We start from the raw sequence: 22,040 nt of genomic DNA, 5'->3' as shown, positions 1-22,040 counted from the left end.
CATATAAACAATTTGTTGATCAACCGAACATTTGTTTGAATTTGAAGAAGCCTGTCCATATGGGCTTCTTTTTGTTTTTTTTTATCGAAAGATTGTACTGGCGGTTTGAGGCAGAACGAGTGGATTATTTTAGGTTTATATTGTGCTGCTTCGGCCAGGTTTTGGCTTATTTGGAGGGGCTCCATCCCGGGAATGGGGTCACGTCCGCCTCGGGACTGAGCGCGAAACCCTTCGTTGGGCGGTTTTGACTTCGGTCAAAAGCTACTACACTAAAGCAGGAAAGCAATGCTTGATACATAAGGGATCAGTCTTAAAGAGAGCAATCAATAATGGAGTGGAAGGGGAAAAAAGAATGACATGGTTAACGAAATGGTCGTTTGGCAATAAGGGGGCTGTAGGTCTTCTAGTTGTCATGGCACTGGTGGTGGGGATAATGAGCTACACCTCGCTGCCGATGGAATTCATGCCGGAGGCCGATAATCCACAGATCACGGTTACAGTGCTTGGACCCGGCCAGGATGCGCATTCGATGGAAACCTCGGTTACCAAGCCGATTGAGGCGGCGACCTCTCAGGTGAAGGGCAAGACCGAACAAATGTCTACCTCCGGAGACGGATATGCCAAGGTAGACATATATTTTGACGGCAAGTCTGATATGAAGGAGGCGGCGCAGGAAGTCGAGAAAGCTGTGGGTACACTGCAGTTTCCCGAAGGTGTGATGGACCCGTTCATCATTCAGCTGAACACCTCAATGATTCCTGTCTCCCAGCTTACGCTGTCGTTCGATGATGGGCTCACCAAGAATAACCTTGAGATTGCCGAGAATACCATCATCCCTGAGCTGCAGAAGATCGAAGGGGTAGCCAGCGTAGCTTTGTATGGCAAGACAGCTCCTCAAGTTAGAGTGAAGCTTGATCCGAAGGCGATGGCGGCAAAAGGGGTACCCACTGCGCAGGTATTGGGGCTGCTTCAGGGGCGCAATGTTTCCGCCTCCATCGGCGAGCAGACGATCGGCGGCCAGACGGGGAATGTGAATGTAATCTCTTCGATCGACAGTATAGATACCTTGAAGCAGCTGCCGGTCGGGGCTGGAGCAAAGCTGCAGGATATTGCCGCTATTGAGGCCAAGATAGACCAGGAGAGCGTCAGCCGCTCCAATGGTAAAGATGTGCTGTTCGTCGTAATTACCAAGGAAGCAAATGCCAATGCAGTGGATGTAGGCGACAAGGTGCGCAGCGCTGCAGACGATATCAATGACAGAATTAAAAATGCCGAGGCCTCCGTTATTTTCAGCACCTCTGATATGGTGGTCACCTCCGTCAACAGCATGATGCGTGAAGTCCTGCTCGGTGCGTTGTTTGCCACAATCGTAATCCTGCTGTTCCTGCGCAACATCCGGGCTACGCTGATCACGGCAATATCCATTCCGCTGTCCCTGGCGGTTACCCTTTACCTGCTTAAGGTATCGGGAATTACCCTGAACATTGTTACCTTAGGCGGGGTTGCCGTTGCTGTCGGACGGCTGGTGGATGACAGCATCGTGGTCATTGAGAATATTTACCGGCGGATGCAGAAGGAACCCTTGTCCCGTGATATGGTGATCAGCGCAACCCGCGAGGTGGCCAGAGCCATAACCAGCTCAACGCTTGCTACGGTGGCGGTATTTCTGCCGATGGGGCTGCTGCGCGGCGGACTGCAAGCTTTCTTGCTTCCGTTTGCCTTGACGGTAACTTACTCCTTGCTGACTTCGCTTGTTGTGGCACTGACCGTCGTTCCGCTGCTAAGCTCCTGGCTGCTGCGCGGCTCTTCCCTGAAGGAACATGAGCCCGCCGGATGGTTCACCCGTTTTCTCGATTGGAATCTGCAGCGCAAATGGCTCACGCTGAGCCTGGGTCTGGTGCTGTTAGTCGGCTCTATTGGCGCTTATATTGCCATGCCGAAGGCCGCTCTGGATGCTAGCGATGCCAGCAATGTCTCCGTTCAACTGGTATATCCGAATGATGTTCCGGTTTCGGAGGTGTTGAAGAATGGCAAGCTGCTGGAGCAGGAGCTGATGAACCAGCCGCAGGCCCAGACGGTCATCATGCAATCCGGGAACAGTGCCGATTCGGCGAAATGGGGCAGTGTTACCTCGCTGACCCAGGTGGATTATACAGTAATGATCAAAGAAGGAACAGATGCACAGGTATTTTTGGATCAAGTCCGCAGTCTTCAGGCTTCCTATACGGGGGCAACGCTGACCGCAAATGAAGCCAGCATGATGGGCTCAAGCTCCACCAGTGAATATGTCGATATTGTCGGCAATGATGTCGCAGCTATCAATACAATTGCTGAAGAGGTCGCCGCCAAGGTGAAGAGTATAGAAGGTGTGCAAAAGGTCAGCAGCAACATGGAGGATACCAAGCCGGTATTTGCCTTCAAGGTGAATCCTGCTGAAGCTAACGCCCAGGAAATCTCCATGCAGCTGGGGGCGATGCTCAATCCGGTTCCGCTGGGACAGATCCAACTGGACGGTTCCCCGGCCGGCGTTATCCTTGAACCTGTCATTCAGGCGGAATCACAGGAAGACCTGAAGAATATGACCATCATGACCGCCGCTGGTCCGCAGCCATTGTCGCAAGTGGCAGCCCTTGAGGTCACGGATCAGCCGGCCATGCTGTACCATAAGGACGGCAAACCTTATGTACGGATTACCGCAGAAGTGGATCCGAAGAAGGTATCAGCCATCGGTGCCGATATTAAAAAGCAGGCAGACGGCATAACGCTGCCGGACGGTGTAACTCTGTTCGCAGGCGGAGCATCGGCAGATCAGGCCGGGGACTTCGGTGATCTTGGAATGACGGCGCTGATCTCAATCGGCCTGGTGTACCTGATTATGGTGCTCACCTTTAAGACGCTGCGTGCACCACTGGCAATTATGTTCTCGTTGCCGCTTGCAGCCATCGGAGCGATTGTAGCCCTGATCCTATCCGGGGTAACGCCCGACTTCACCGCGTTGTTCGGCGCATTGATGCTGATTGGCATCGTGGTCACCAATGCGGTGGTGCTGATCGACCGCATCAAGCAGAATGAAGCGCATATGTCGATCCGCGAGTCCATTCTCGAAGCAACCGGCACACGGATGCGCCCGATTCTAATGACGGCGATTGCCACTGTCTGCGCCATGTTACCGCTGCTCTTCGGACATTCCGAGCAGGGCAGCATTGTCTCGCAGAGTCTGGCCATCGTAGTAATCGGCGGATTAACCGCAGCCACTCTGCTGACGCTGCTGGTCGTGCCGGCCATCTACGAGCTGCTGTACTTCCGCAAATCCGCCAAGGAACGTAAAAAGGCGGCAAAAGCTGCGGTTGCAGCATAGGCCGAACAAGGCAGGGAAGGCTTGTATCAGTGACAATTAAGGTCTTAGCTTGTGTTCCACACTTCCATTACGGAATGTGGAGTTCATGAGCTAAGACTTTTTCATTTATCCTTATAAAATATTTACAATCAATAATATACATATAAAAACAAAATTCCCAACTGAATTATGTAAAATAATATGATTTTTTGTGTAAATATATAACTTTAACACATATTCGTATATAAAATACTTGTTTTTCCATGGGAATATATGTATTATTAATCTTGTAATAAAATAATAGGCGAGGGGGGGAAGTTGTTCTTTTCGCTACACAATTTCTATCGCCCGTTTTAGTAGTATTCTTGTAAGCTGCAAGGATATGGTGAAGGATTCATTCCAACTCAATTACTAAAGGAGATGTTAAATTGTGAAAAAGTTTCAAAAAACAGCAGTTGCCGCACTTTCTTCCATGGCTTTGCTCCTAGGATCTGTACCGGCTGCGTTCGCCGATGAAGCCGTTACCCCTGCTGCTGCTCCTGCGGCACAGGAAGTTCAGGCAGCGAGCGGAGTTGTTACACCGCTGGCAACACTTTACGGTTCAGTAGGAACTCCTACTACGGATATATATTTCAATGGCGTTTATACAGTCGAGATTCAAGGCGAACCAGGCGGTAATTACGTAATCTATGCCATCGATCCCAGTAATAATTGGTACTATAGAACAGAGATTATTGGTTCAGGTAAGTATACAAGCCAATTATGGGGCTATCATAAAATTTATGTAACTTCAAGTTTCGGAGGGAACTTTAAAGTTATCTATTAATAATTATTGATTGATTTAACGTAATCGTAATTACTATTTTCATATAAACGTCAAAACCCCACCGGCCCAAAATGGACAAGTGGGGTTTTTAGTATTTTCACTCTGTTCTTTAATAATCAGTGCGCTCTTTACGGATCAATTCCCCGTACTTTCATAACGCGATAGCCCGAAGCGGAAAATTCCGTAGGCCGCAGCTGCACTTCCTATCGCAGCTACCGGGGCCAGCATCCACCAGCCGGACCATTCGCTTTTGCCGAAGATATATGTCGCCGGATAAAAGCTGATAAACGCATAAGGAAGCACGGTAGAAATAAACACCCGTACAGCCTGCGGGAACAGTGTGATCGGATATTTGGCCAGGTCGGACAAATTATGCACCATTAAGGGAAAGGCATTGCCGGCATTACGGATCCAGAAGGCTGCCGAATTGCCGGCCAGATTGATCGACACGCGGATAACTACTGCTGTCACAAGAAGCAGGGCAATAATTATGATTTTGCCAAAGGTCCAGTGGAGATGGGTGTGGACCAGTGATTGCCAGACAATAACGCCGCCGATCAGCAGATTTCCGAGGCCGTTAATGCCGATGCCGGTACAGAACACCTGAAGCACGACAGGCACCGGCCGCAGCAGATAGCGGTCCATTTCTCCCATGTTGACCAATCTGCCCATACGCCAGGTCCCCTCGAAGAACAGGGAGGCAATGCCTTCGGTCAGAAAGATCATCGCGTACATAAAGGTGACTTCCCAGAACTGCCAGCCGTTGATGTCGGGAATCCGGTCATAGATGACCCAGAGGAAGACGAATCCCAGCACCTGTGTTAAGGCAGCTGAACACATTAGAATATAGAAATCCTTATTATATTCCATGATGGCTTTTAACTGCTGTATGTAGAGCCTTTTGTATAGATAGAACATGCGTGATAACTTCATGCTTCGCTCTCCTTCCGCCTAACCTCCATGAATCGTTACCTGTCGTACTGCCCAGTTCCACATGCATTTTCCGGCAATCCAGAGTGCAATCCCCCAGAAGAATTGCAGGCCGATCAGCCTGACGCTCTCCCAAGTGTCCGCCTGTTCCAGAAAGATCATCGTCGGTGTGTGAATAATACTCTGAAAAGGCAGGAACAATGCGAGCTTTTCCAGCCAATCCGGGAAAAAGGCCAAGGGTACCAGCGCTCCGGATAGCAGGTTGGTCAGGGCGATTCTTGTCCAGACAATACCCATGGAGCCGGTCGACCAGAAGCATAATAATGCCGCAAGATAGACAACGCCGAACTTTACCAGGATCGCTCCGAGCAGACTGACGGCGAACAGCAGATAGACCAGCGCCGACTGCGGGAAGGTTACACCGGTCAGGAAGGTGGCAAACAGAACGAGCAACACCGTGCTCATTCCTCCTTCAAGCAGGCTGGAGCCCAAGGTTTCCGCAAATCTTGCGCTTTGAAAATCAATGGGCTTAAGCAAATCTACGGCAACGCTCCCATCGAGGATTTTGCCGGAAATGGATGTTTCGGAATACCAGGACAACACAGAGTTGGCCAGAAAGGTAACGAGCAAGTAGGTTTTCATCTGGTCCCAGGAATACCCGCCTACGATATCGCGGCCGCTATAAATGCCCTGCCACAAAAAGTAGATTGCCAGCAGATTGATCGAATTGGCCAGAAAGGTGATCACGTAAGAAGTCCGGTAAGCGAGAACATTTTGCAAGGACCGGTTGGCAATACTTCTGTATTTCTTAAGATTGGATACAGGCATGACTGCGTTCGCTCCTCCTTATGCACCGGTTTCGTTCAGGTTCAGATTTCCGTCGTATACGGCTTTGATGACTTGCTCGATATTGGCATCCTCCATCCGGAAGTCAATCACCTCGCCATGCTTCATCACCCGGCTAACCACTTCGCTGGCGGTATATTCATAACGGTCAAAGGATACGGAGAACTCCTGATCATTCTGCAAGTCCAGCTTCATTCCCGGAGTCTGCGAAAGCTGCTGGTACAGCTCGGGCAATGGCGAGCCCACCTGGAAGAAGATCACCCGGTTTCTGGCGAAACGGGATTTGACTTCACTTAAGCTGCCGTCATAGATAATGGAGCCGTGGTCGATGATAATCAGCCGTTTGCAGAGGTCCTCAATATCACCCAGATCGTGGGTAGTCAGCATGACTGTAGTCTGCTGCTCTTGGTTGATCTTTTTGATGAATTCGCGGATCTTCTGCTTCACGGAGACGTCGAGGCCAATCGTCGGTTCATCCAGATACACAATCGGCGGGTTATGTAATAAAGCAGCAGCCAGATCCGCCCGCATACGCTGGCCGAGGGAGAGCTTCCGGGCGGATAAGTGAATAAATTCACGCATACCCAGCATCTCAATAAACATCTCCAAGTTGGTCTTGTATACAGCCTCGGGAATCTGATAAATATCCTTCAGCAGGGAAAAGGACTCCACAATCGGAATATCCCACCACAGCTGCGTGCGCTGCCCGAACACCGCTCCGATCTGGGCGGCATTCTCCATTCTTTTCCGGTACGGGTTGATACCGTTTACAGAAATACTGCCCGCGGTAGGCATCAGTATGCCGGTCAGCATTTTGATCGTGGTAGACTTGCCTGCCCCATTCGGCCCGACATAAGCCACCGTCTCACCTGCCTCGATGCTAAGGTCCAGCGACTGCACCGCCATCTTCTCAATATGCCTCGGGATCAGCAGGTGCTTGACTGCGCCTTTGAGGCCGGGCTCCTTCACCGCCTGCATAAACGACTTGCTCAGTCCTTTAGCTTCAATAATACTCAAGGGTCATCCTCCTTCAGTGTTGATATTCCATAAAAAGGCGTGTTCCGTTAATATAGCATTGCTGTAATGTCGAAAACTATCACAATAAATCGAAAGAATTATATTTTTATTAGTTTATGACGAATCCTGCAAAAAAACCTCTGTCTGATGAACATACGGATTTTATAGTGGAGCTATATCTGTCCATCATAGACAATCTGATGATGCATGTTCTTAATTCTCTGATTTATGTTATAATACGTTTTTCTGAAATCGATTATAATAGATTATGGTAAAAATGGAGGTGGAGCTATTTGAGTATCTTTGACAAGACGAGAGTCTGGTGCCTGCCCGGGGACTTGAAGGAGGAACAACTTAAATTATTCCAGCCAGTCGCCATACAAGAAGGAGCAATACCTGCTGAATTGACAGCGGTTTCTTCGGATGAAAAAGGCAAGGACCGTATTTATCATACAGCAATGATTGCTTCCATCCGCAACGAAATGAAAAAAATCAGCCATTTTATCTCCATTCCTTATGTTGTGTTCTTAACTGGCAAGGAGGGCGTCATTCTGGAGCTGGTATCTTCCTCTCCAGATCTTCAAGCGGATATGCTTCAGGCCGGTGTGGGTGTCGGTGTCAGCCTAGGAGGGCAATATTCTGGTTTAAATGCGGTCTCGTTGGCTATGGAAATGAACTGTATAGGTGTAGTTAGAGGCGAGGAACATTCCAATATTGTATTTAAAGGATGGAATTGCGTATGTGCTCCGCTGCAGAGAGATGGCATAGTGTATGGTTATGTGGATATTTCCTTCAATAAAAATGAACAGATTGAATTTGCCATCCCCTTCGTGCAGCAGGTGGCTGAGAACATTTCGGAGAAGTGGATGGAGCAGCACCCGGAGATGCAGCAGTACCGGCTGGAGGCCAGTTTTCAGGAATTTAGACTGACTGCGCGCGAACAAGATGTGTCCCGGTTATGGCTGATGGAGAAAAGTGCGCTGCACATTGCCAACGAGCTGGGGATTAGCGAAGGCACAGTGCGTAACATGGTCAAGAACATCTACAGTAAAATGCGTGTGAATGACCGGTGGCAGTTCACCAAAAAGCTTGCGCATTAACAGATTTTATACATATAAAAAGAGCCGGCCCGCGATAATTGGTATCCAGGGCCGGCTCTTATTCAATTCTTATAGGGCCGGTTTAGGGATAATCAGCTTTAACCGCAAGAGCAGTTCAGTACTGGCTTGCGTGCGGCCTGCGTTTCATCCAGACGGCTGATCTCCGTAGTATGCGGAGCATTGATGACGATTTCCGGGGTCTCATGGGCTTCCTTGACGATTTGAATCATCGTTTCGATGAAGCCATCCAGCGTTTCCTTGCTTTCGGTTTCGGTCGGCTCAATCATCATACACTCTTCCACAGTCAGCGGGAAGTAGACGGTTGGCGGGTGGTAGCCGAAGTCGAGCAGGCGTTTGGCTACGTCCAGCGTGCGCACGCCGTATTGCTTAAGATTCTTGCCGGACATCACGAACTCGTGCTTGCAGACACCCGGATACGGAATTTCAAAATACGGTGCCAGCCGGTGCATCATATAGTTGGCATTCAGCACGGCGTTCTCGGAAACCCCGCGCAGGCCGTCCGGCCCGTAGGTGCGGATATAGGCATAGGCACGGACGAGAATTCCAAAGTTGCCGTAAAAGGCTTTGACCCGCCCGATGGATTCCGGGCCGCCATAGTTCAGCGAGAAGCTGTCATCTTCATTCTTGACCACTGTAGGCTGCGGAAGAAAAGGAATCAGCTTTGCCTTCACGCCGACAGGTCCGGCTCCCGGGCCGCCGCCCCCGTGCGGGGTGCTCATCGTCTTGTGCAAATTCAAATGCACCACATCGAAGCCCATGTCTCCGGGACGGGTAATGCCCATAATGGCATTGGAGTTGGCTCCATCGTAATAGAGCAGTCCGCCCGCTTCATGCACAATTGCGGCAATCTCCACAATCTGCGTTTCGAACAGGCCGAGTGTGCTGGGGTTGGTCAGCATCAGCGCGGCGGTATCGCTGCCGACAGCTGCCTTCAGCGCTTCAAGATCAACCATTCCTTTAGTATTGGAAGGAATCGTCACCGTATCAAGTCCGGCTGCTGCGGCGCTGGCCGGGTTGGTGCCATGCGAGGAGTCCGGCACAATCACCTTCGTGCGGGTTTCGCCGCGGCTCTCATGGTAGGCGCGGATCATCATCAGGCCAGTCCATTCACCATGTGCGCCTGCAGCAGGCTGCAGGGAGACGGCATCCATGCCGGTCAAAGCGGAAAGATCATTTTGCAGGGTGTACATCAGTTCCAGAGCACCCTGAATGCTTTCTTCCGGCTGGTAAGGATGAATCTTTGCCAGTCCCGGGAAGCGGGCAACATCTTCGTTGATCTTCGGATTGTATTTCATCGTGCAGGAGCCGAGCGGATAGAATCCATTGTCAACGCCGAAGTTGCGGCGGGACAGCGCGGTGTAGTGGCGGATGACATCCACTTCGGATACTTCCGGCAGCACGGCCGGCTCGCTGCGCAGAAGTCCTGCAGGGATCAGTGCATCAAGGTTCTCGTCCTGCGGAACATCACACTGCGGCAGGGAGTAGGCCGAGCGGCCGGGACGGCTAAGCTCAAAGATCAGACTTTGTTCCGGTTTCATAAACAGCCCTCCAGTGCGCTGGCGAATTGGTCAATTTCGGTTTTGCTTCTTTTCTCCGTGACGGCAACCAGCATATGTCCGGCAAGCTCCGGATAATCACGGCCCAGATCGTAACCGCCGAGATAACCTGCTTTAATGAGCTTGGAATTAATCTCGCTGACTTCACTTCCTTTCGGAAGCTTCAGGACGAATTCGTTAAAGTAAGGAGCTGAGAACGCAGCTGCAGCACCGTTTATTTCACCAAGTTTGCCGGCGGCATAGTGGCTCTTGCGGATGTTCAGCCCGCCAACCTCGCGCATGCCTTCTTTGCCCATCACGGACAAATAGACGGAAGCGCACAGCGCCAGCAGCGCCTGGTTAGAGCAAATGTTCGAAGTGGCTTTTTCACGGCGGATATGCTGCTCGCGGGCTTGCAGCGTCAGCACGAAGCCGCGTTTGCCGTTCCGGTCAACGGTCTGGCCGACAATCCGGCCCGGCATGCGGCGCATCAGATGCTCCGCTACGGCGAAGAATCCGCAGGTTGGTCCGCCCAGCGAAGCCGGAATGCCCAGCGGCTGCGCGTCACCGACGACGATGTCGGCGCCGAGCTTGCCCGGCGTTTCCAGCACGCCGAGCGCCAGCGGGTTGGCGCTGACAATGAACAGACCTTTGACGCCGTGAATCAGCGGCTCGATGGCACCGAGATCTTCTATCGCGCCGAAGAAGTTCGGTGACTGCACCAGGACAGCCGCCGTGTCGCCGTTGATGGCTGCGGCAAGCTTCGCTTGGTCGGTTACACCGTCTTTATAGTCAATCTCTACGACATCGAGGCCCCAGGCACCTGCCGAAGTGCGCAACACCTGGCGGGCCTCCGGATGAACAGTTCGGGAGACAATCAGCTTTTTGCGTTTGGTGGCACCAGCTGCAAGTACTGCCGCTTCTGAGAAAGCCGTAGCGCCATCGTACATGCTGGCGTTGGCCACCTTCATGCCGGTCAGCTCACAAATGTAGGACTGGAATTCAAAGATCGCCTGCAGCTCGCCTTGGCTGATTTCCGGCTGGTAAGGAGTATAAGCAGTGTAGAATTCCGAACGGGAGATGACATGATTGATAACGACCGGGATATGATGGTCATAGAGGCCGGCGCCGAGGAAGCTGGCGTGGGTATCGAAATTGGCATTTTTGTCGGCCAGCTCTTTCATATGGCGCAGCAAGGCGTATTCATCCAGTGCCTCCGACATCGGCATAGTTCCCTGATAACGGACGGCCTCGGGGATATCGGAGAACAGCTCCTCCATGGACTGAATTCCGACTGCTTCCATCATTTCGTGGCGGTCTTGTTCAGTCATTGGCAGATAACGGTGCTTCATTGCGGCTTCACTCCCTGGCTCTTTTTGTAGAATGGCGCTTTGACCACGACAGCCTTGAGCTGCTTGCCGCGGATCTCTATGTTTACCTCTGTACCTATTTCACTGTAAGCTGCATCCAGCAGCGCAAGTCCGAGATTGCGTTTGAGTGTTGGAGACTGTGTTCCGGTAGTCACTTCACCGATCTTTACTCCATTCCCGTATACAGGGTAGTGGGAACGCGGAATGCCGCGGTCGATCATTTCCAGACCGACGAGGCGGCGGGGCAGACCGTCAGCCTTCTGCTTCAGCAGCGCATCACGGCCGATGAAATCTTCTTTATCCAGCTTCACGAAGAACTGCACGCCTGCTTCCAGCGGCGTAATATCCGCCGACAGCTCCTGGCCGTACAGCGGCAGCTTGGCTTCAAAGCGCAGCGTGTCGCGTGCGCCAAGACCGGCCGGTGTCAGGCCGTGCGGAGCCCCCGCTTCCAGCAGGCCGTTCCACAGCGCAGCCGCCGTATCCGGCGGCGCGTAGAGCTCGAATCCGTCCTCGCCGGTATATCCGGTGCGGGAGAGCAGAACGTTCACACCGCACACCTCGGCGTTCTCGATGAAGTGGAAAGGCTTCAGCTCAGCAATGGGAGCCGTTGTAACTTTGGAGAGGATGGCCTCAGCCAGCGGGCCCTGCAGGGCGAGCAGAAGAGTCTCATCCGAGATATTGCTCAGGCTGACGCCGCTGAATTCTGCGGTGAGATGATGCTGCAGCCACTGAAAGTCCTTGTCGATGTTGGAGGCGTTCACGACAAGCATGTAACGCTCTTCACCGAGGCGGTATACGAGCAAATCATCGACAACACCGCCGTTTGGATATAGAAGCAGCGTGTACTGCGCTCCACCGTCTGCCAGCTTGCTGACATCGTTGGTCGTCATTTTTTGCAGGAAGGCTTCCGAGCCGCTGCCGCTAACCATGAATTCACCCATATGTGACACATCGAACAGTCCGGCTTGTCCGCGGACGGCCTCATGCTCCTTGACGATTCCGGTAAACTGCACCGGCAGCTCCCAGCCGCCGAAGTCAATGCATCTGGACTCCGCATAAGCAGAATATAGGTCATAAAAAGGCGTTCTTTTCAAAGCGTTCATGTGCTCACTCCCTTGGTCTGATTACATGCAAGCCTAACGGGATTTCCTTTGCCGGCAGGGACGGAGTCCGTTTCTGCCCATTAAAAAAAGGACAGGCGGAAGCCAAATATGCGCACGCGCATATAGACTTCCGCTCTGTCCTTTGTACCTGAGAGTTACCCTGCTGTGAACCCGGCAGGTTTCCCCGTTGGTGACCAGTACGCTGCAATTGCAGGGCCTGATGCTCTCCAGAGATGCGTCCGGCAAAGGTCCTTTTGCCTGAGAGATTCACCCCGTAGAGGGCTTACTCCTTCGGCGCCGTCTTCAAGAGACGGTCTCTCCCTATGCCATCATTCGCAAACCGTATAATTTTCTGCTGTCTCCATTAAAGCGGGTATGGAGGTGCACTGTCAACAAAAAAACGTCAAAAAGATGACAAATTTTTATTTCCTGTCAGTTATATTGACATTGAGCAGGACGATAACTTAGTCTATAACTAAATTCACAACTCCAATTCGGAAATGAGGCGGCTTGAAATGAGTGAAGTGCTAGATAACCTGCTGTACAGCGAAGAGCATGAATGGGCGCAGCAGGGCGAAGGACGGTTAATACGTGTTGGGATTACGGACCATGCCCAGCATTTACTAGGCGATATCGTATTTGTGGAATTTCCTGAAGTTGGATCGGCTATTTCTGCCGGGGACAGCGTGGGCAGCATTGAATCCGTGAAGACGGTTTCCGAATTATACTCACCGGTATCGGGAACGGTTACCAAGATTAACGATGCACTGGAGAACAGCCCGGAGCTGATTAACGATCAGCCGTACAGCGGGGGCTGGATTTTTGAACTGGAGATCGAAGGCGAGTATGCTGGCGCCGTATCGGGACTGCTGGACGCAGCCGCTTACCGTGAACGGGTTGGGGAATAGCAATTGGTTTTGTGGAAAATTTATTAAAGACGGATTTCGCGCATTAGCTGCACTAATGTGAGGAGTCTGTCTTTTTTGCGCTTTCAGCGGCTTGGGAAATCTGCAAGTCCCGGATAAAAATGTGGAGCCATCCGCCACAAGAGGGGCAGCAGTGCAAGGCCAATCATGACGAATAAACAGCATAGAAGGATAAATCTGTAGACTTTGCGAGGGGGTGCAGCCGGTCTGAGCACAAAGTAGTAAACGCCGATAGAGTAAAAGGGGTACAGCAGGACAGCTGCCATGGCCATGCAGACAAAAAAGGTCATCTCACCGGCTGAGCTGGGGATCATTGTGTCCGGGTAATACACGGGATCAAGCTGCAAAAAGATAACCACAAGCGGCACATAAGCGAAAAACAGGTGCAGAAAAAAGCAGCGGATGCGTCCGTTGCCGGCCAGACCGTAGAGCATCCACCAGACTCCCAGCCAGGGCAAGGCAAAAGCGCCGCCCGCAAGCAAAAAACGAACGGCGATTTGAATCAGCTTGCTTAGCGGATATACATTGGCTTGTTCGCCCCAGAAAAGGGAGTACGACGAGAGTAAAAGGAAATAAGCCATGCCCCCAACGAAGAACGTAATGATTCCCTGGAGAAACGCGGTAACCAATAGCGAGACTAGTAGACGCAGATTTTTTAAAAATCGGGCGGGATCAGGTGATGCTGCGTTTAGAGTTTCCATACCTGCTCAGACTCCTTTAGAAGCAAATGTAACCTTTCATCATCTGCTGCTCTCCGGGCTGAAAGGCGGAATTATTCTTCGTCTTGAAGCTGCCGCAGCACGATTAGCTCGACACGGCGGTTTTTCTGTTTTCCAAGCAGCGTAGTATTGTCGGCAGCGGGCCGGGTATCGGCATAGCCTGCATACTGGAAGGTATCCGGATCCAGTCCTTCATTGTCGAGGAAGAAACGCAGGATGGAGAGCGCCCGTGCGCCTGACAGCTCCCAGTTGTCGTTATAGCGTGAGCCAACCGACACCGGGGTATTGTCGGTATGCCCCTCAATGCTGATGGATGCACCGATGCCGCGGAACAGGCCCGAGAGCTGGCGGAGCGCAGGGAATGCAGGTGCTTTCAGCTCGGCTTTGCCGGCATCGAACAGGAAACGGTCGCTAAGCGTAATGGCAATGCCCTGTGGTTTATCTGCAACAAAGATCTGATCCCCGAGGTTGTTGTCTTCAACATATTTGGTGATGACGCCCATCAATGAGGCCAGCTTTGCTTCCTGTTCCTTGAAAGCCAGTTCACGTGACGAAGGCGGCTGAGCCGCCTCTCCGGCATCGGCTGTGCCTGCAGCTTCGCTTCCTGTCCCATTATCCTGACTGTTTGCTGAGCCGCTGTTTTCCGTTTCTTGTTGGCTCTCCAGAATGCCATCGCCACCTTCAAGCACGGGGTTGCCGCTCCTGAACGTTTCCGAAAGGGAACCGGTGACAATCTTGTATTTCTGCACGTCCAGACTGCTCATGGCGAACATAATGACGAAAAATATAAGTAAAAGTGTAATGAGATCGGCATAAGTGATCATCCAGCGGTCATTGCTCTCCCGGCCTTCGGCGTGCTGCTTACGCCGGTTTCTCTGCCTCATAGCAGCCCTCTTGCATACTCATGCTCACGGCTTCCGGCAGAGTCCGCAGTGAAGGAGCTAAGCTTCTTGCGCACCAGCTGCGGATGATCCCCGTTCTGCAGGGCCAGAATGCCGACCAGCAGCATCTCCATGCCAGCCAGCTCGGTTTGGCTGCGGGATTTGATCTTGGAGGCAATGGGTAAAAATATTAGATTGGCGCTGGCTACACCGTAAAGCGTCGCTGTAAAAGCGACTGCGATGGATGCTCCCAGATTGGAAGGATCGGTCAGATTGCTGAGGACATGGATCAGTCCCATGACCGTCCCGATAATCCCCATCGTGGGTGCGTAGCCTCCGGCCGCCTCAAAAATTTTGGCGTAGCCGTTGTACTTTAACTCTTTGGCATCCATGTCCAGCTCCAGAATCTGGCGAACCTCGTCAGCATCTGTGCCATCAACGATCAGCAGCAATCCTTCACGGGTAAAGGGATTGGGATGTTCTTCGGCTTTTTGCTCCAGTAAGAGCACACCGCCGCGCCGGGTAATAGCAGCCATGGAGATCAGCTCCTCCGCGTTCTGCTCACTCAGGTCCGGATGCCTGCCGAAGGCCATGCGCAGTGCAGCAGGGATATGGCGCAGTTTAGATGCTGGAAAGCTGATGAGAACAGCGGCGAATGTGCCGCCAAAGACAATTAGTGCAGCATTAGGCTGCAGCAATCCGGAGAGATTGCCGCCTTCCCAAAAGAAGCCGCCGATCATAGCGGCCAGTCCAGCCAGGAGGCCGATAATTGCGGTGATATCCATAGGTTATGACTCCTTACTTTTCTATATATTATGGTTTGCATGAATGTAGGCAACACTGTATAATAAACGGGAACAAGTATTCTTATCTTCCATATTTTTCAGGATTGTATGGAGAGCCAGTACTTAGGGCCACAATTATACTATACTACTATATTTTAGACGATAGAGGGGAGACGGGCAAATGAGCGATATTGTCGTCAGTACGAAGACTTTTGAACTGGAGTCCGAATACACACCCCAGGGCGATCAGCCTCATGCCATTGAGGAATTATTGGACGGCATCCGGCAGGGCAAGAAGCACCAGACGCTGCTGGGAGCGACGGGTACAGGTAAGACATTCACCGTCGCACAAGTGATTTCCAAGTTAAACCGCCCCACGCTGGTAATTGCGCACAACAAGACGCTTGCTGCGCAGCTGGCGAGTGAATTCAAAGAGTTTTTTCCGAACAATTCGGTAGATTACTTCGTCAGCTACTACGATTACTACCAGCCAGAGGCTTACATTCCCTCCTCCGACACCTACATCGAGAAAGATTCCAGCATCAATGAAGAGATAGATAAGCTGCGCCACTCCGCGACCAGTTCATTGTTTGAACGGCGTGATGTCATTATTGTAGCGAGCGTATCTTGCATTTATGGCCTCGGTTCGCCGAAGGAATACGGAAGCCTCCTGCTCTCGCTGCGGGTAGGGATGGAGAAGCCACGCAACCAGATCTTAAGCAGATTAGTAGATATCCAGTATCAGCGCAATGACATAAATTTTGTCCGCGGTACATTCCGTGTGCGCGGCGATGTGGTTGAGATCTTCCCGGCATCACAGGGAGAACATGCCATCCGGGTAGAACTGTTCGGCGACGAGATTGAACGAATTACCGAGATTGACGTGCTGACCGGAGAATTAATCGGTGAACGTGAGCATATCGCGATCTTTCCGGCATCTCACTTTGTAACCCAGGAAGAAACGATGAAGGTAGCGATCGTCAACATTGAACGTGAACTGGAGGAACGGCTGGCCGTTCTTCGCGACGCAGGCAAGCTGCTGGAAGCCCAGCGGCTTGAGCAGCGGACGCGTTATGACATCGAGATGATGAAGGAGGTCGGCTTCTGCTCCGGGATTGAGAACTATTCGGGACCGCTCACCTTCCGTGAGCCGGGAGCAACCCCTTATACCTTGATGGACTACTTCCCGGATGACATGCTGATTATTATTGATGAATCTCATGTTACCCTCCCGCAGATCAGGGCCATGTATAACGGTGACCGTGCGCGGAAGACCGTCCTGGTAGAGCATGGATTCCGCTTGCCGTCAGCGCTGGATAACCGGCCGCTTCAGTTTGAGGAGTTCGAAGACAAGGTAAGCCAGATTGTCTATGTGTCCGCTACGCCAGGTCCATACGAAATGGAACACTGCGATACGATGGTGCAGCAGATTATCCGCCCTACCGGTCTGCTTGATCCGATTATTGAGGTGCGTCCGACAGAAGGCCAGATCGATGATCTGATCAGTGAAATCCGCGAGCGTGTGGAACGCGATGAACGGGTACTGGTAACGACACTTACGAAGAAAATGTCCGAGGATCTGACCGATTACTTCAAGGAGATCGGGATCAAGGTCCGATATATGCATTCTGACATCAAGACGCTGGAGCGGATGGCGATTCTGCGTGATCTGCGTCTCGGTACGTTCCATGTCCTCGTGGGTATCAACTTATTAAGAGAAGGACTAGACCTGCCAGAGGTATCCCTTGTCGCGATTCTCGACGCCGACAAGGAAGGTTTCCTCCGTTCTGAGCGCTCACTGATTCAGACTATCGGCCGTGCCGCCCGTAACTCTGGCGGCCGCGTCATTATGTATGGTGACCGTATTACGGATTCCATGGAGAAAGCTATGAGCGAAACCGAACGCCGCCGGGCGATCCAGATTGCCTATAATGAGAAGCATGGAATCACCCCGACGACGATCAACAAGAAAATCCGCGAAATCATCGAGGCGACCAAGGTCGCCGAATCCAAGGCCGAATATCTCACTGGCGTGGGCGGCAAGATGAGCAAGAAGGACCGCCAAAGCCTGATGCAGCGTCTGGAGGCCGAGATGAAGGACGCCGCCAAGAACCTGCAATTCGAGCGCGCCGCCGAGCTGCGTGATGCTTTGCTGGAGCTGCGTGCCGAGTAAATATTTAAGCGAGTACCGGAACGGCGCTTCCCAGGCCGTTCTTTTTAGATAAACTGCTCCGTTGGCTGTTGTCAGCGCATCCCGCAGGGACAGCCGTCTTGGCGGTTTCCAGTTTTAGCGCATCCCGAAGGGACAGCCGTCTTGGCGGGTTTCCGGTTTTAGCGCATCCCGCAGGGACAGCCGCTCTGAAGGTTTTCAGTTTTAGCGCATCCCGCAGGGACAGCCGTCCTGAAGGTTTTCGGTTTTAGCGCATCCCGCAGGGACAGCCGTCCTGAAGGTTTTCGGTTTTAGCGCATCCCGAAGGGACAGCATCCCGGCACGCAGCAGCATGCAGCGTGCCGGCCAGTGGAGCACTGGCGTTGAAGCGGTCCCTGTAGGGACAAGCGCTCCGAGCACCATAACAGCTAAGTACAGCACCACCCATCTCCTTCGCCAACCTTGCGGGTGTCCAGAGGGCGCAGCCCTTGGGGCCCTCCCTTGGAAGGGAGGGTTTGGGAGGGATCGGAAATATTTTGAAATGTGGCTTTTAAATAAGGCTTTGAACTAGTTTTGAACTAAATGATTTATATAAAGGAGAGGTACCGTTGGCGAACGAAAATATAGTAATCAAAGGCGCTAGGGCGCATAATCTCAAGAACATTGACGTAACGATTCCGCGGGACCGCTTCGTCGTGCTTACGGGACTTAGCGGCTCCGGCAAATCGTCGCTGGCGTTCGATACGATCTACGCGGAGGGACAGCGCCGTTATGTCGAGTCCTTGTCGGCGTATGCCCGCCAGTTCCTGGGCCAGATGGAGAAGCCGGACGTTGATTCCATTGACGGATTATCTCCGGCAATATCGATCGACCAGAAGACTACAAGCCGCAATCCGCGCTCAACGGTAGGTACGGTTACGGAGATTTATGACTATTTGCGGCTGTTATTTGCCCGGGTCGGCCATCCTCATTGCCCGGATCACGGGATCGAAATTACATCACAGACCGTCGAACAGATGGTGGACCGGATTATGCAGTATCCCGAGAAGACGCGGCTGCAGATTCTGGCACCGGTTATTTCCGGGCGCAAGGGTGAACACAAGGGGCTGTTCTCGGACATCTCCAAGCAGGGATTTGTCCGTGTGCGCGTTGATGGCGAGCTGCGGGAAGTTACTGAAGATATTCAACTGGAGAAGAACAAGAAGCATACCATCGAGGTCGTGGTTGACCGTATTGTCATCAAGGATGATATGGAGACTCGTCTGACTGACTCACTTGAAACAGCCTTGAAGCTCTCGGGTGGACAGATTCTGGTTGATGTCATCGGCCAGGAAGAACTTCTGTTCAGTTCGAATTTTGCTTGTCCGGTATGCGGATTTAGTATTGAAGAGCTGGCACCGCGGATGTTCTCCTTCAACAGCCCTTTCGGCGCTTGTCCTGAGTGTGATGGGCTTGGTGTGAATATGGTTGTCGACCCCGATCTATTAATTCCGGATTCCGAGAAATCGATTGAAGAAGGGGCATTTCTGGCCTGGACCGGCAGCACATCGAACTACTACCCGCAGTTTCTGAAATCGGTCTGTGAGCACTTTAAGATTCCGCAAAATGTTCCTGTAAACAGCCTGACTCCTGAACACATGAACAAGCTGCTCCACGGCACAGGCAGCGAGAAAATCCGGTTCCGGTATGAAAATGACTTCGGCCAGAAAAAAGATGCGCTGGTTGCCTTTGAAGGAATTATTCCGAATCTGGAACGACGTTACCGTGATACGGCATCGGATGGAATCCGTGAGTTTATCGAAGGTTTCATGAGCGCCAAGCCTTGTAATGTGTGCAAGGGAAAACGGCTGAAGAAAGAAATTCTTGCGGTCACAATTAATGAGCAGAATGTAGCGGATGTTACGGATCTCTCGATCGGCGACTGTTTGAACTTCTTTGATAATCTGGTGCTTAGCGAGAAGGAAACGGCCATTGCCCATCTTATCCTGAAAGAGATTAGCAGCAGACTTGGCTTCCTGGTGAATGTGGGTCTGAATTATTTGACACTCAGCCGTGCGGCAGGTTCACTCTCCGGTGGTGAGGCGCAGCGGATCAGATTGGCGACGCAGATTGGCTCCAGCTTGATGGGCGTTCTGTACATCCTGGACGAGCCAAGTATTGGTCTGCATCAACGGGACAATGACCGGCTGATCGCCACACTGGGGCATATGCGCGATCTCGGCAACACATTAATTGTGGTTGAGCATGATGAAGATACGATGATGGCAGCAGACTATATTATTGATATCGGACCGGGTGCCGGTATCCACGGCGGACAGGTTATTGCCCAAGGGACGCCGCAGGAAATCATGAAAGACCCGAATTCCTTGACCGGAGACTACTTAAGCGGACGCAAGTTTATTCCGGTTACGTCCAAACGGCGGCCAACCGATGACCGCTGGCTGGAAATTCGCGGAGCCAAAGAGAATAACCTGAAGAACGTAAATGTCAAGATTCCGCTGGGCGTCTTTACTGCAGTGACTGGAGTTTCCGGTTCCGGCAAATCGTCGCTGGTTAATGAAATCCTCTATAAGAGCCTGGCCCGTCAGTTGAATAAGGCCGTTAAGGTCCGTCCCGGCCTGCATAAGGAAATTCGCGGTCTGGACAATTTGGACAAGGTCATAGAGATCGACCAATCGCCGATCGGCCGCACGCCGCGTTCCAATCCGGCTACCTATACCGGGGTGTTCGATGATATTCGTGATTTGTTCTCCAAAACCAATGAAGCCAAGGTGCGCGGATTCCAGAAGGGCCGCTTCAGCTTCAACGTCAAAGGCGGCCGTTGCGAGGCCTGCCGTGGAGACGGAATTATCAAGATTGAAATGCACTTCCTGCCGGATGTCTATGTTCCTTGCGAAGTATGCAAAGGCAAACGATACAACCGCGAAACGCTGGAAGTGAAATACAAGGGCAAAAACATCTCTGATGTGCTGGAGATGACGGTAGAGGATGCAACCGGGTTCTTCCAGAACATCCCGCGCATCCACCGCAAAATGCAGACCTTGCTGGATGTGGGTCTTGGGTACATCAAGATTGGCCAGCCGGGAACGACGTTGTCCGGGGGTGAAGCGCAGCGCGTGAAGCTGGCTTCCGAGCTGTACCGCCGCAGTACCGGCAAGACATTGTACATTCTGGATGAACCGACAACAGGGCTGCATGTGGATGACATCGGCCGCCTGCTGGAGGTACTGCACCGCCTGGTGGATTCCGGCGAATCCGTTCTGGTCATCGAACATAACCTCGATGTGATCAAGACGGCCGATTATGTTATTGATATGGGACCGGAAGGCGGCAGCGGCGGGGGAACGGTACTGGCTACAGGGACACCGGAGAAGTTAATCACCGTTGCGGAGTCCTATACCGGCAAATACCTGAAGCCGATTCTGATCCGCGATACAGAGCGGACTGAAGCTCTGCAGCTGCAGACGTCGGAGACAGTATAACTGCACTTGTGCAGTTATATTCACTGAATGAGCGCCACAAGCAGATATAATTGTATTCTGTGCAGCTATTTCTTGCAAAAGGGGCGTTTCTAAGCCATTCAAGTGAAAATAGCTGCACGAAATACACTTAAGTTTCCTACAGGTTAAGATCGTCCGATTTAATTGCGTTATTTACATCTAGTCTTATCCGGGTGCACATATAGGTATCAGATCACACTTGTACGAGATTGCCTTTTTGAGCGGGGTACACTTCATTTTGAAGTTTGTAAGTAGCAATCGCCCACAAAGAACTAAAGAGCCACAGCATCTTCGCCGTGGTTCTTTTAGTTTTTGGGATTTATTTTTCAATAATCATTCAGATAATGTTCAGTCAGTCTTGCTGTACTCTGCCAAATTAAAGCTTGGTCAGCTCAGCAAGCTTTGTACCTCAAGCAGGCTTGAAAGCCATTTAGAAATAAGGACAGTTAATAGTTGAATCAGGCATATCGGGAGCATGTCCGCAGTAAGATTCAAAGAGAAGGATTTGCGTTACATATAATTTGCTCTTTGAAAAATCAATAAAACAAGGTGTCAATGAAAAATATCATGATTTTTATCCCGAATCCGGCGCTAAAAAATATTTTTCGTGACTTTTACATAAAATTTATGCAATTCCTATTGCGTCACTGAAATGGTAGCGATAACATAGAGGGAGATATGGATTAGATGAACTTGCTTGACAACACTTTCGAGGAGGTAATGCCATGCTGCTTGCAGAAGCTGCTGCGCAAGAACCGTCTAAATTTCATACCTTCGATGTATTTATGATCGCCTTTACCATCCTGATACTCATTGGGGTCATCCGGCTGCTGCGGGCTCCGCAGAAGAACAAATTTGCGATTGGCTTCGGAGTGGTAAGCTTGCTGGTATTTGCGGTTTCGGACTACGCGATGCTTATGCACTGGTTAAGTTGACACAGGGGCACTGCCTGCTTCAAATTCAAGTCAAAACAATTGCAGATTTAAGTTTACCCA

The 22,040-nt window shown here is 51.6% G+C and carries 17 protein-coding genes and 1 riboswitch; of the genes, 7 read left to right on the top strand and 10 right to left on the bottom strand.

The genetic code is table 11. The features are described from left to right. Positions 1–352 precede the first annotated feature (352 nt). Together NST07_RS31400 and NST07_RS31395 are read left to right on the top strand one after the other, a co-directional pair. Entirely contained in the window at positions 353–3,358 is a 3,006-nt protein-coding gene (locus NST07_RS31400) for an efflux RND transporter permease subunit (protein WP_341379973.1), read from the top strand. A 409-nt stretch (positions 3,359–3,767) separates the two neighbouring features. Continuing rightward, complete coding sequence (locus NST07_RS31395) at positions 3,768–4,163, top strand: hypothetical protein (protein WP_341379972.1); 396 nt, start codon at positions 3,768–3,770, stop codon at positions 4,161–4,163. Positions 4,164–4,298: 135 nt separating this feature from the next. Here the strand turns inward: NST07_RS31395 and NST07_RS31390 are convergent, their stop codons facing one another. The 3 genes from NST07_RS31390 to NST07_RS31380 are packed head-to-tail and all read right to left on the bottom strand — an operon-like array spanning position 4,299 to position 6,956. Then, positions 4,299–5,096, bottom strand: coding sequence for an ABC-2 family transporter protein (locus tag NST07_RS31390; protein ID WP_342480727.1), 798 nt, complete (start codon positions 5,094–5,096; stop codon positions 4,299–4,301). 18 nt (positions 5,097–5,114) lie between these two features. Continuing rightward, positions 5,115–5,921, bottom strand: coding sequence for an ABC-2 family transporter protein (locus tag NST07_RS31385; RefSeq protein WP_342480726.1), 807 nt, complete (start codon positions 5,919–5,921; stop codon positions 5,115–5,117). Positions 5,922–5,939: 18 nt separating this feature from the next. Further along, complete coding sequence (locus NST07_RS31380) at positions 5,940–6,956, bottom strand: ATP-binding cassette domain-containing protein (protein WP_342480725.1); 1,017 nt, start codon at positions 6,954–6,956, stop codon at positions 5,940–5,942. Between the two features lie 293 nt (positions 6,957–7,249). On the opposite strand from NST07_RS31380, the gene NST07_RS31375 reads away from it, so the two are divergent. Further along, entirely contained in the window at positions 7,250–8,056 is an 807-nt protein-coding gene (locus tag NST07_RS31375) for a LuxR C-terminal-related transcriptional regulator (protein ID WP_341379969.1), read from the top strand. Positions 8,057–8,154: 98 nt separating this feature from the next. Here the strand turns inward: NST07_RS31375 and gcvPB are convergent, their stop codons facing one another. Genes gcvPB through gcvT form a run of 3 tightly spaced genes read right to left on the bottom strand, consistent with a single transcriptional unit; the run spans position 8,155 to position 12,085 of the window. Continuing rightward, positions 8,155–9,615 carry an aminomethyl-transferring glycine dehydrogenase subunit GcvPB gene (gene gcvPB, locus NST07_RS31370; RefSeq protein ID WP_341096711.1) on the bottom strand — a complete coding sequence of 487 codons (1,461 nt, stop codon included), beginning with the start codon at positions 9,613–9,615 and terminating at the stop codon, positions 8,155–8,157. Then, on the bottom strand, positions 9,612–10,964 hold the full coding sequence (gene gcvPA, locus NST07_RS31365) for an aminomethyl-transferring glycine dehydrogenase subunit GcvPA (RefSeq protein ID WP_341096710.1): 1,353 nt from the start codon (positions 10,962–10,964) through the stop codon (positions 9,612–9,614). Before gcvPA ends, gcvPB begins: the two co-directional genes overlap by 4 nt. Continuing rightward, the gene (gene gcvT, locus NST07_RS31360) at positions 10,961–12,085 is read right to left on the bottom strand and encodes a glycine cleavage system aminomethyltransferase GcvT (protein ID WP_341096709.1); all 1,125 of its coding nucleotides are present in this window, start codon (positions 12,083–12,085) and stop codon (positions 10,961–10,963) included. The genes gcvPA and gcvT overlap by 4 nt, the downstream gene beginning before the upstream one ends. 236 nt (positions 12,086–12,321) lie before the next feature. Continuing rightward, positions 12,322–12,418: riboswitch (glycine riboswitch) on the bottom strand. Between the two features lie 182 nt (positions 12,419–12,600). Between gcvT and gcvH the strand changes: the two genes are divergently transcribed. Further along, positions 12,601–12,993 carry a glycine cleavage system protein GcvH gene (gene gcvH, locus NST07_RS31355; RefSeq protein WP_342480724.1) on the top strand — a complete coding sequence of 131 codons (393 nt, stop codon included), beginning with the start codon at positions 12,601–12,603 and terminating at the stop codon, positions 12,991–12,993. 83 nt (positions 12,994–13,076) lie between these two features. Here the strand turns inward: gcvH and NST07_RS31350 are convergent, their stop codons facing one another. From NST07_RS31350 to NST07_RS31340, 3 genes are all read right to left on the bottom strand, one after another. Then, the gene (locus NST07_RS31350; protein ID WP_341379966.1) at positions 13,077–13,712 is read right to left on the bottom strand and encodes a hypothetical protein; all 636 of its coding nucleotides are present in this window, start codon (positions 13,710–13,712) and stop codon (positions 13,077–13,079) included. A 71-nt stretch (positions 13,713–13,783) separates the two neighbouring features. Further along, on the bottom strand, positions 13,784–14,614 hold the full coding sequence (locus NST07_RS31345; RefSeq protein ID WP_341096705.1) for a flagellar motor protein MotB: 831 nt from the start codon (positions 14,612–14,614) through the stop codon (positions 13,784–13,786). After that, entirely contained in the window at positions 14,611–15,396 is a 786-nt protein-coding gene (locus NST07_RS31340) for a flagellar motor protein (protein WP_341379964.1), read from the bottom strand. The genes NST07_RS31345 and NST07_RS31340 overlap by 4 nt, the downstream gene beginning before the upstream one ends. A 181-nt stretch (positions 15,397–15,577) precedes the next feature. On the opposite strand from NST07_RS31340, the gene uvrB reads away from it, so the two are divergent. Next, positions 15,578–17,569 (top strand): excinuclease ABC subunit UvrB, encoded by a 1,992-nt coding sequence (gene uvrB, locus NST07_RS31335; protein WP_038597223.1) that lies wholly within the window; start codon positions 15,578–15,580, stop codon positions 17,567–17,569. Between the two features lie 201 nt (positions 17,570–17,770). Here the strand turns inward: uvrB and NST07_RS31330 are convergent, their stop codons facing one another. Beyond that, positions 17,771–17,986 (bottom strand): hypothetical protein, encoded by a 216-nt coding sequence (locus NST07_RS31330; RefSeq protein ID WP_341379963.1) that lies wholly within the window; start codon positions 17,984–17,986, stop codon positions 17,771–17,773. Positions 17,987–18,153: 167 nt separating this feature from the next. Between NST07_RS31330 and uvrA the strand changes: the two genes are divergently transcribed. Both uvrA and NST07_RS31320 read left to right on the top strand, forming a co-directional pair. Beyond that, a complete protein-coding gene (gene uvrA, locus NST07_RS31325; RefSeq protein WP_341096700.1) occupies positions 18,154–21,027 on the top strand; it encodes an excinuclease ABC subunit UvrA in 2,874 nt (957 codons plus the stop codon). A gap of 743 nt (positions 21,028–21,770) precedes the next feature. Further along, on the top strand, positions 21,771–21,980 hold the full coding sequence (locus NST07_RS31320) for a hypothetical protein (protein WP_038597219.1): 210 nt from the start codon (positions 21,771–21,773) through the stop codon (positions 21,978–21,980). Positions 21,981–22,040: the final 60 nt, after the last annotated feature.

It is taken from the genome of Paenibacillus sp. FSL L8-0340, from assembly GCF_038593145.1.
Lineage (GTDB): Bacteria > Bacillota > Bacilli > Paenibacillales > Paenibacillaceae > Paenibacillus_AQ.
This window is presented reverse-complemented; position numbering and strand designations above follow the sequence as displayed.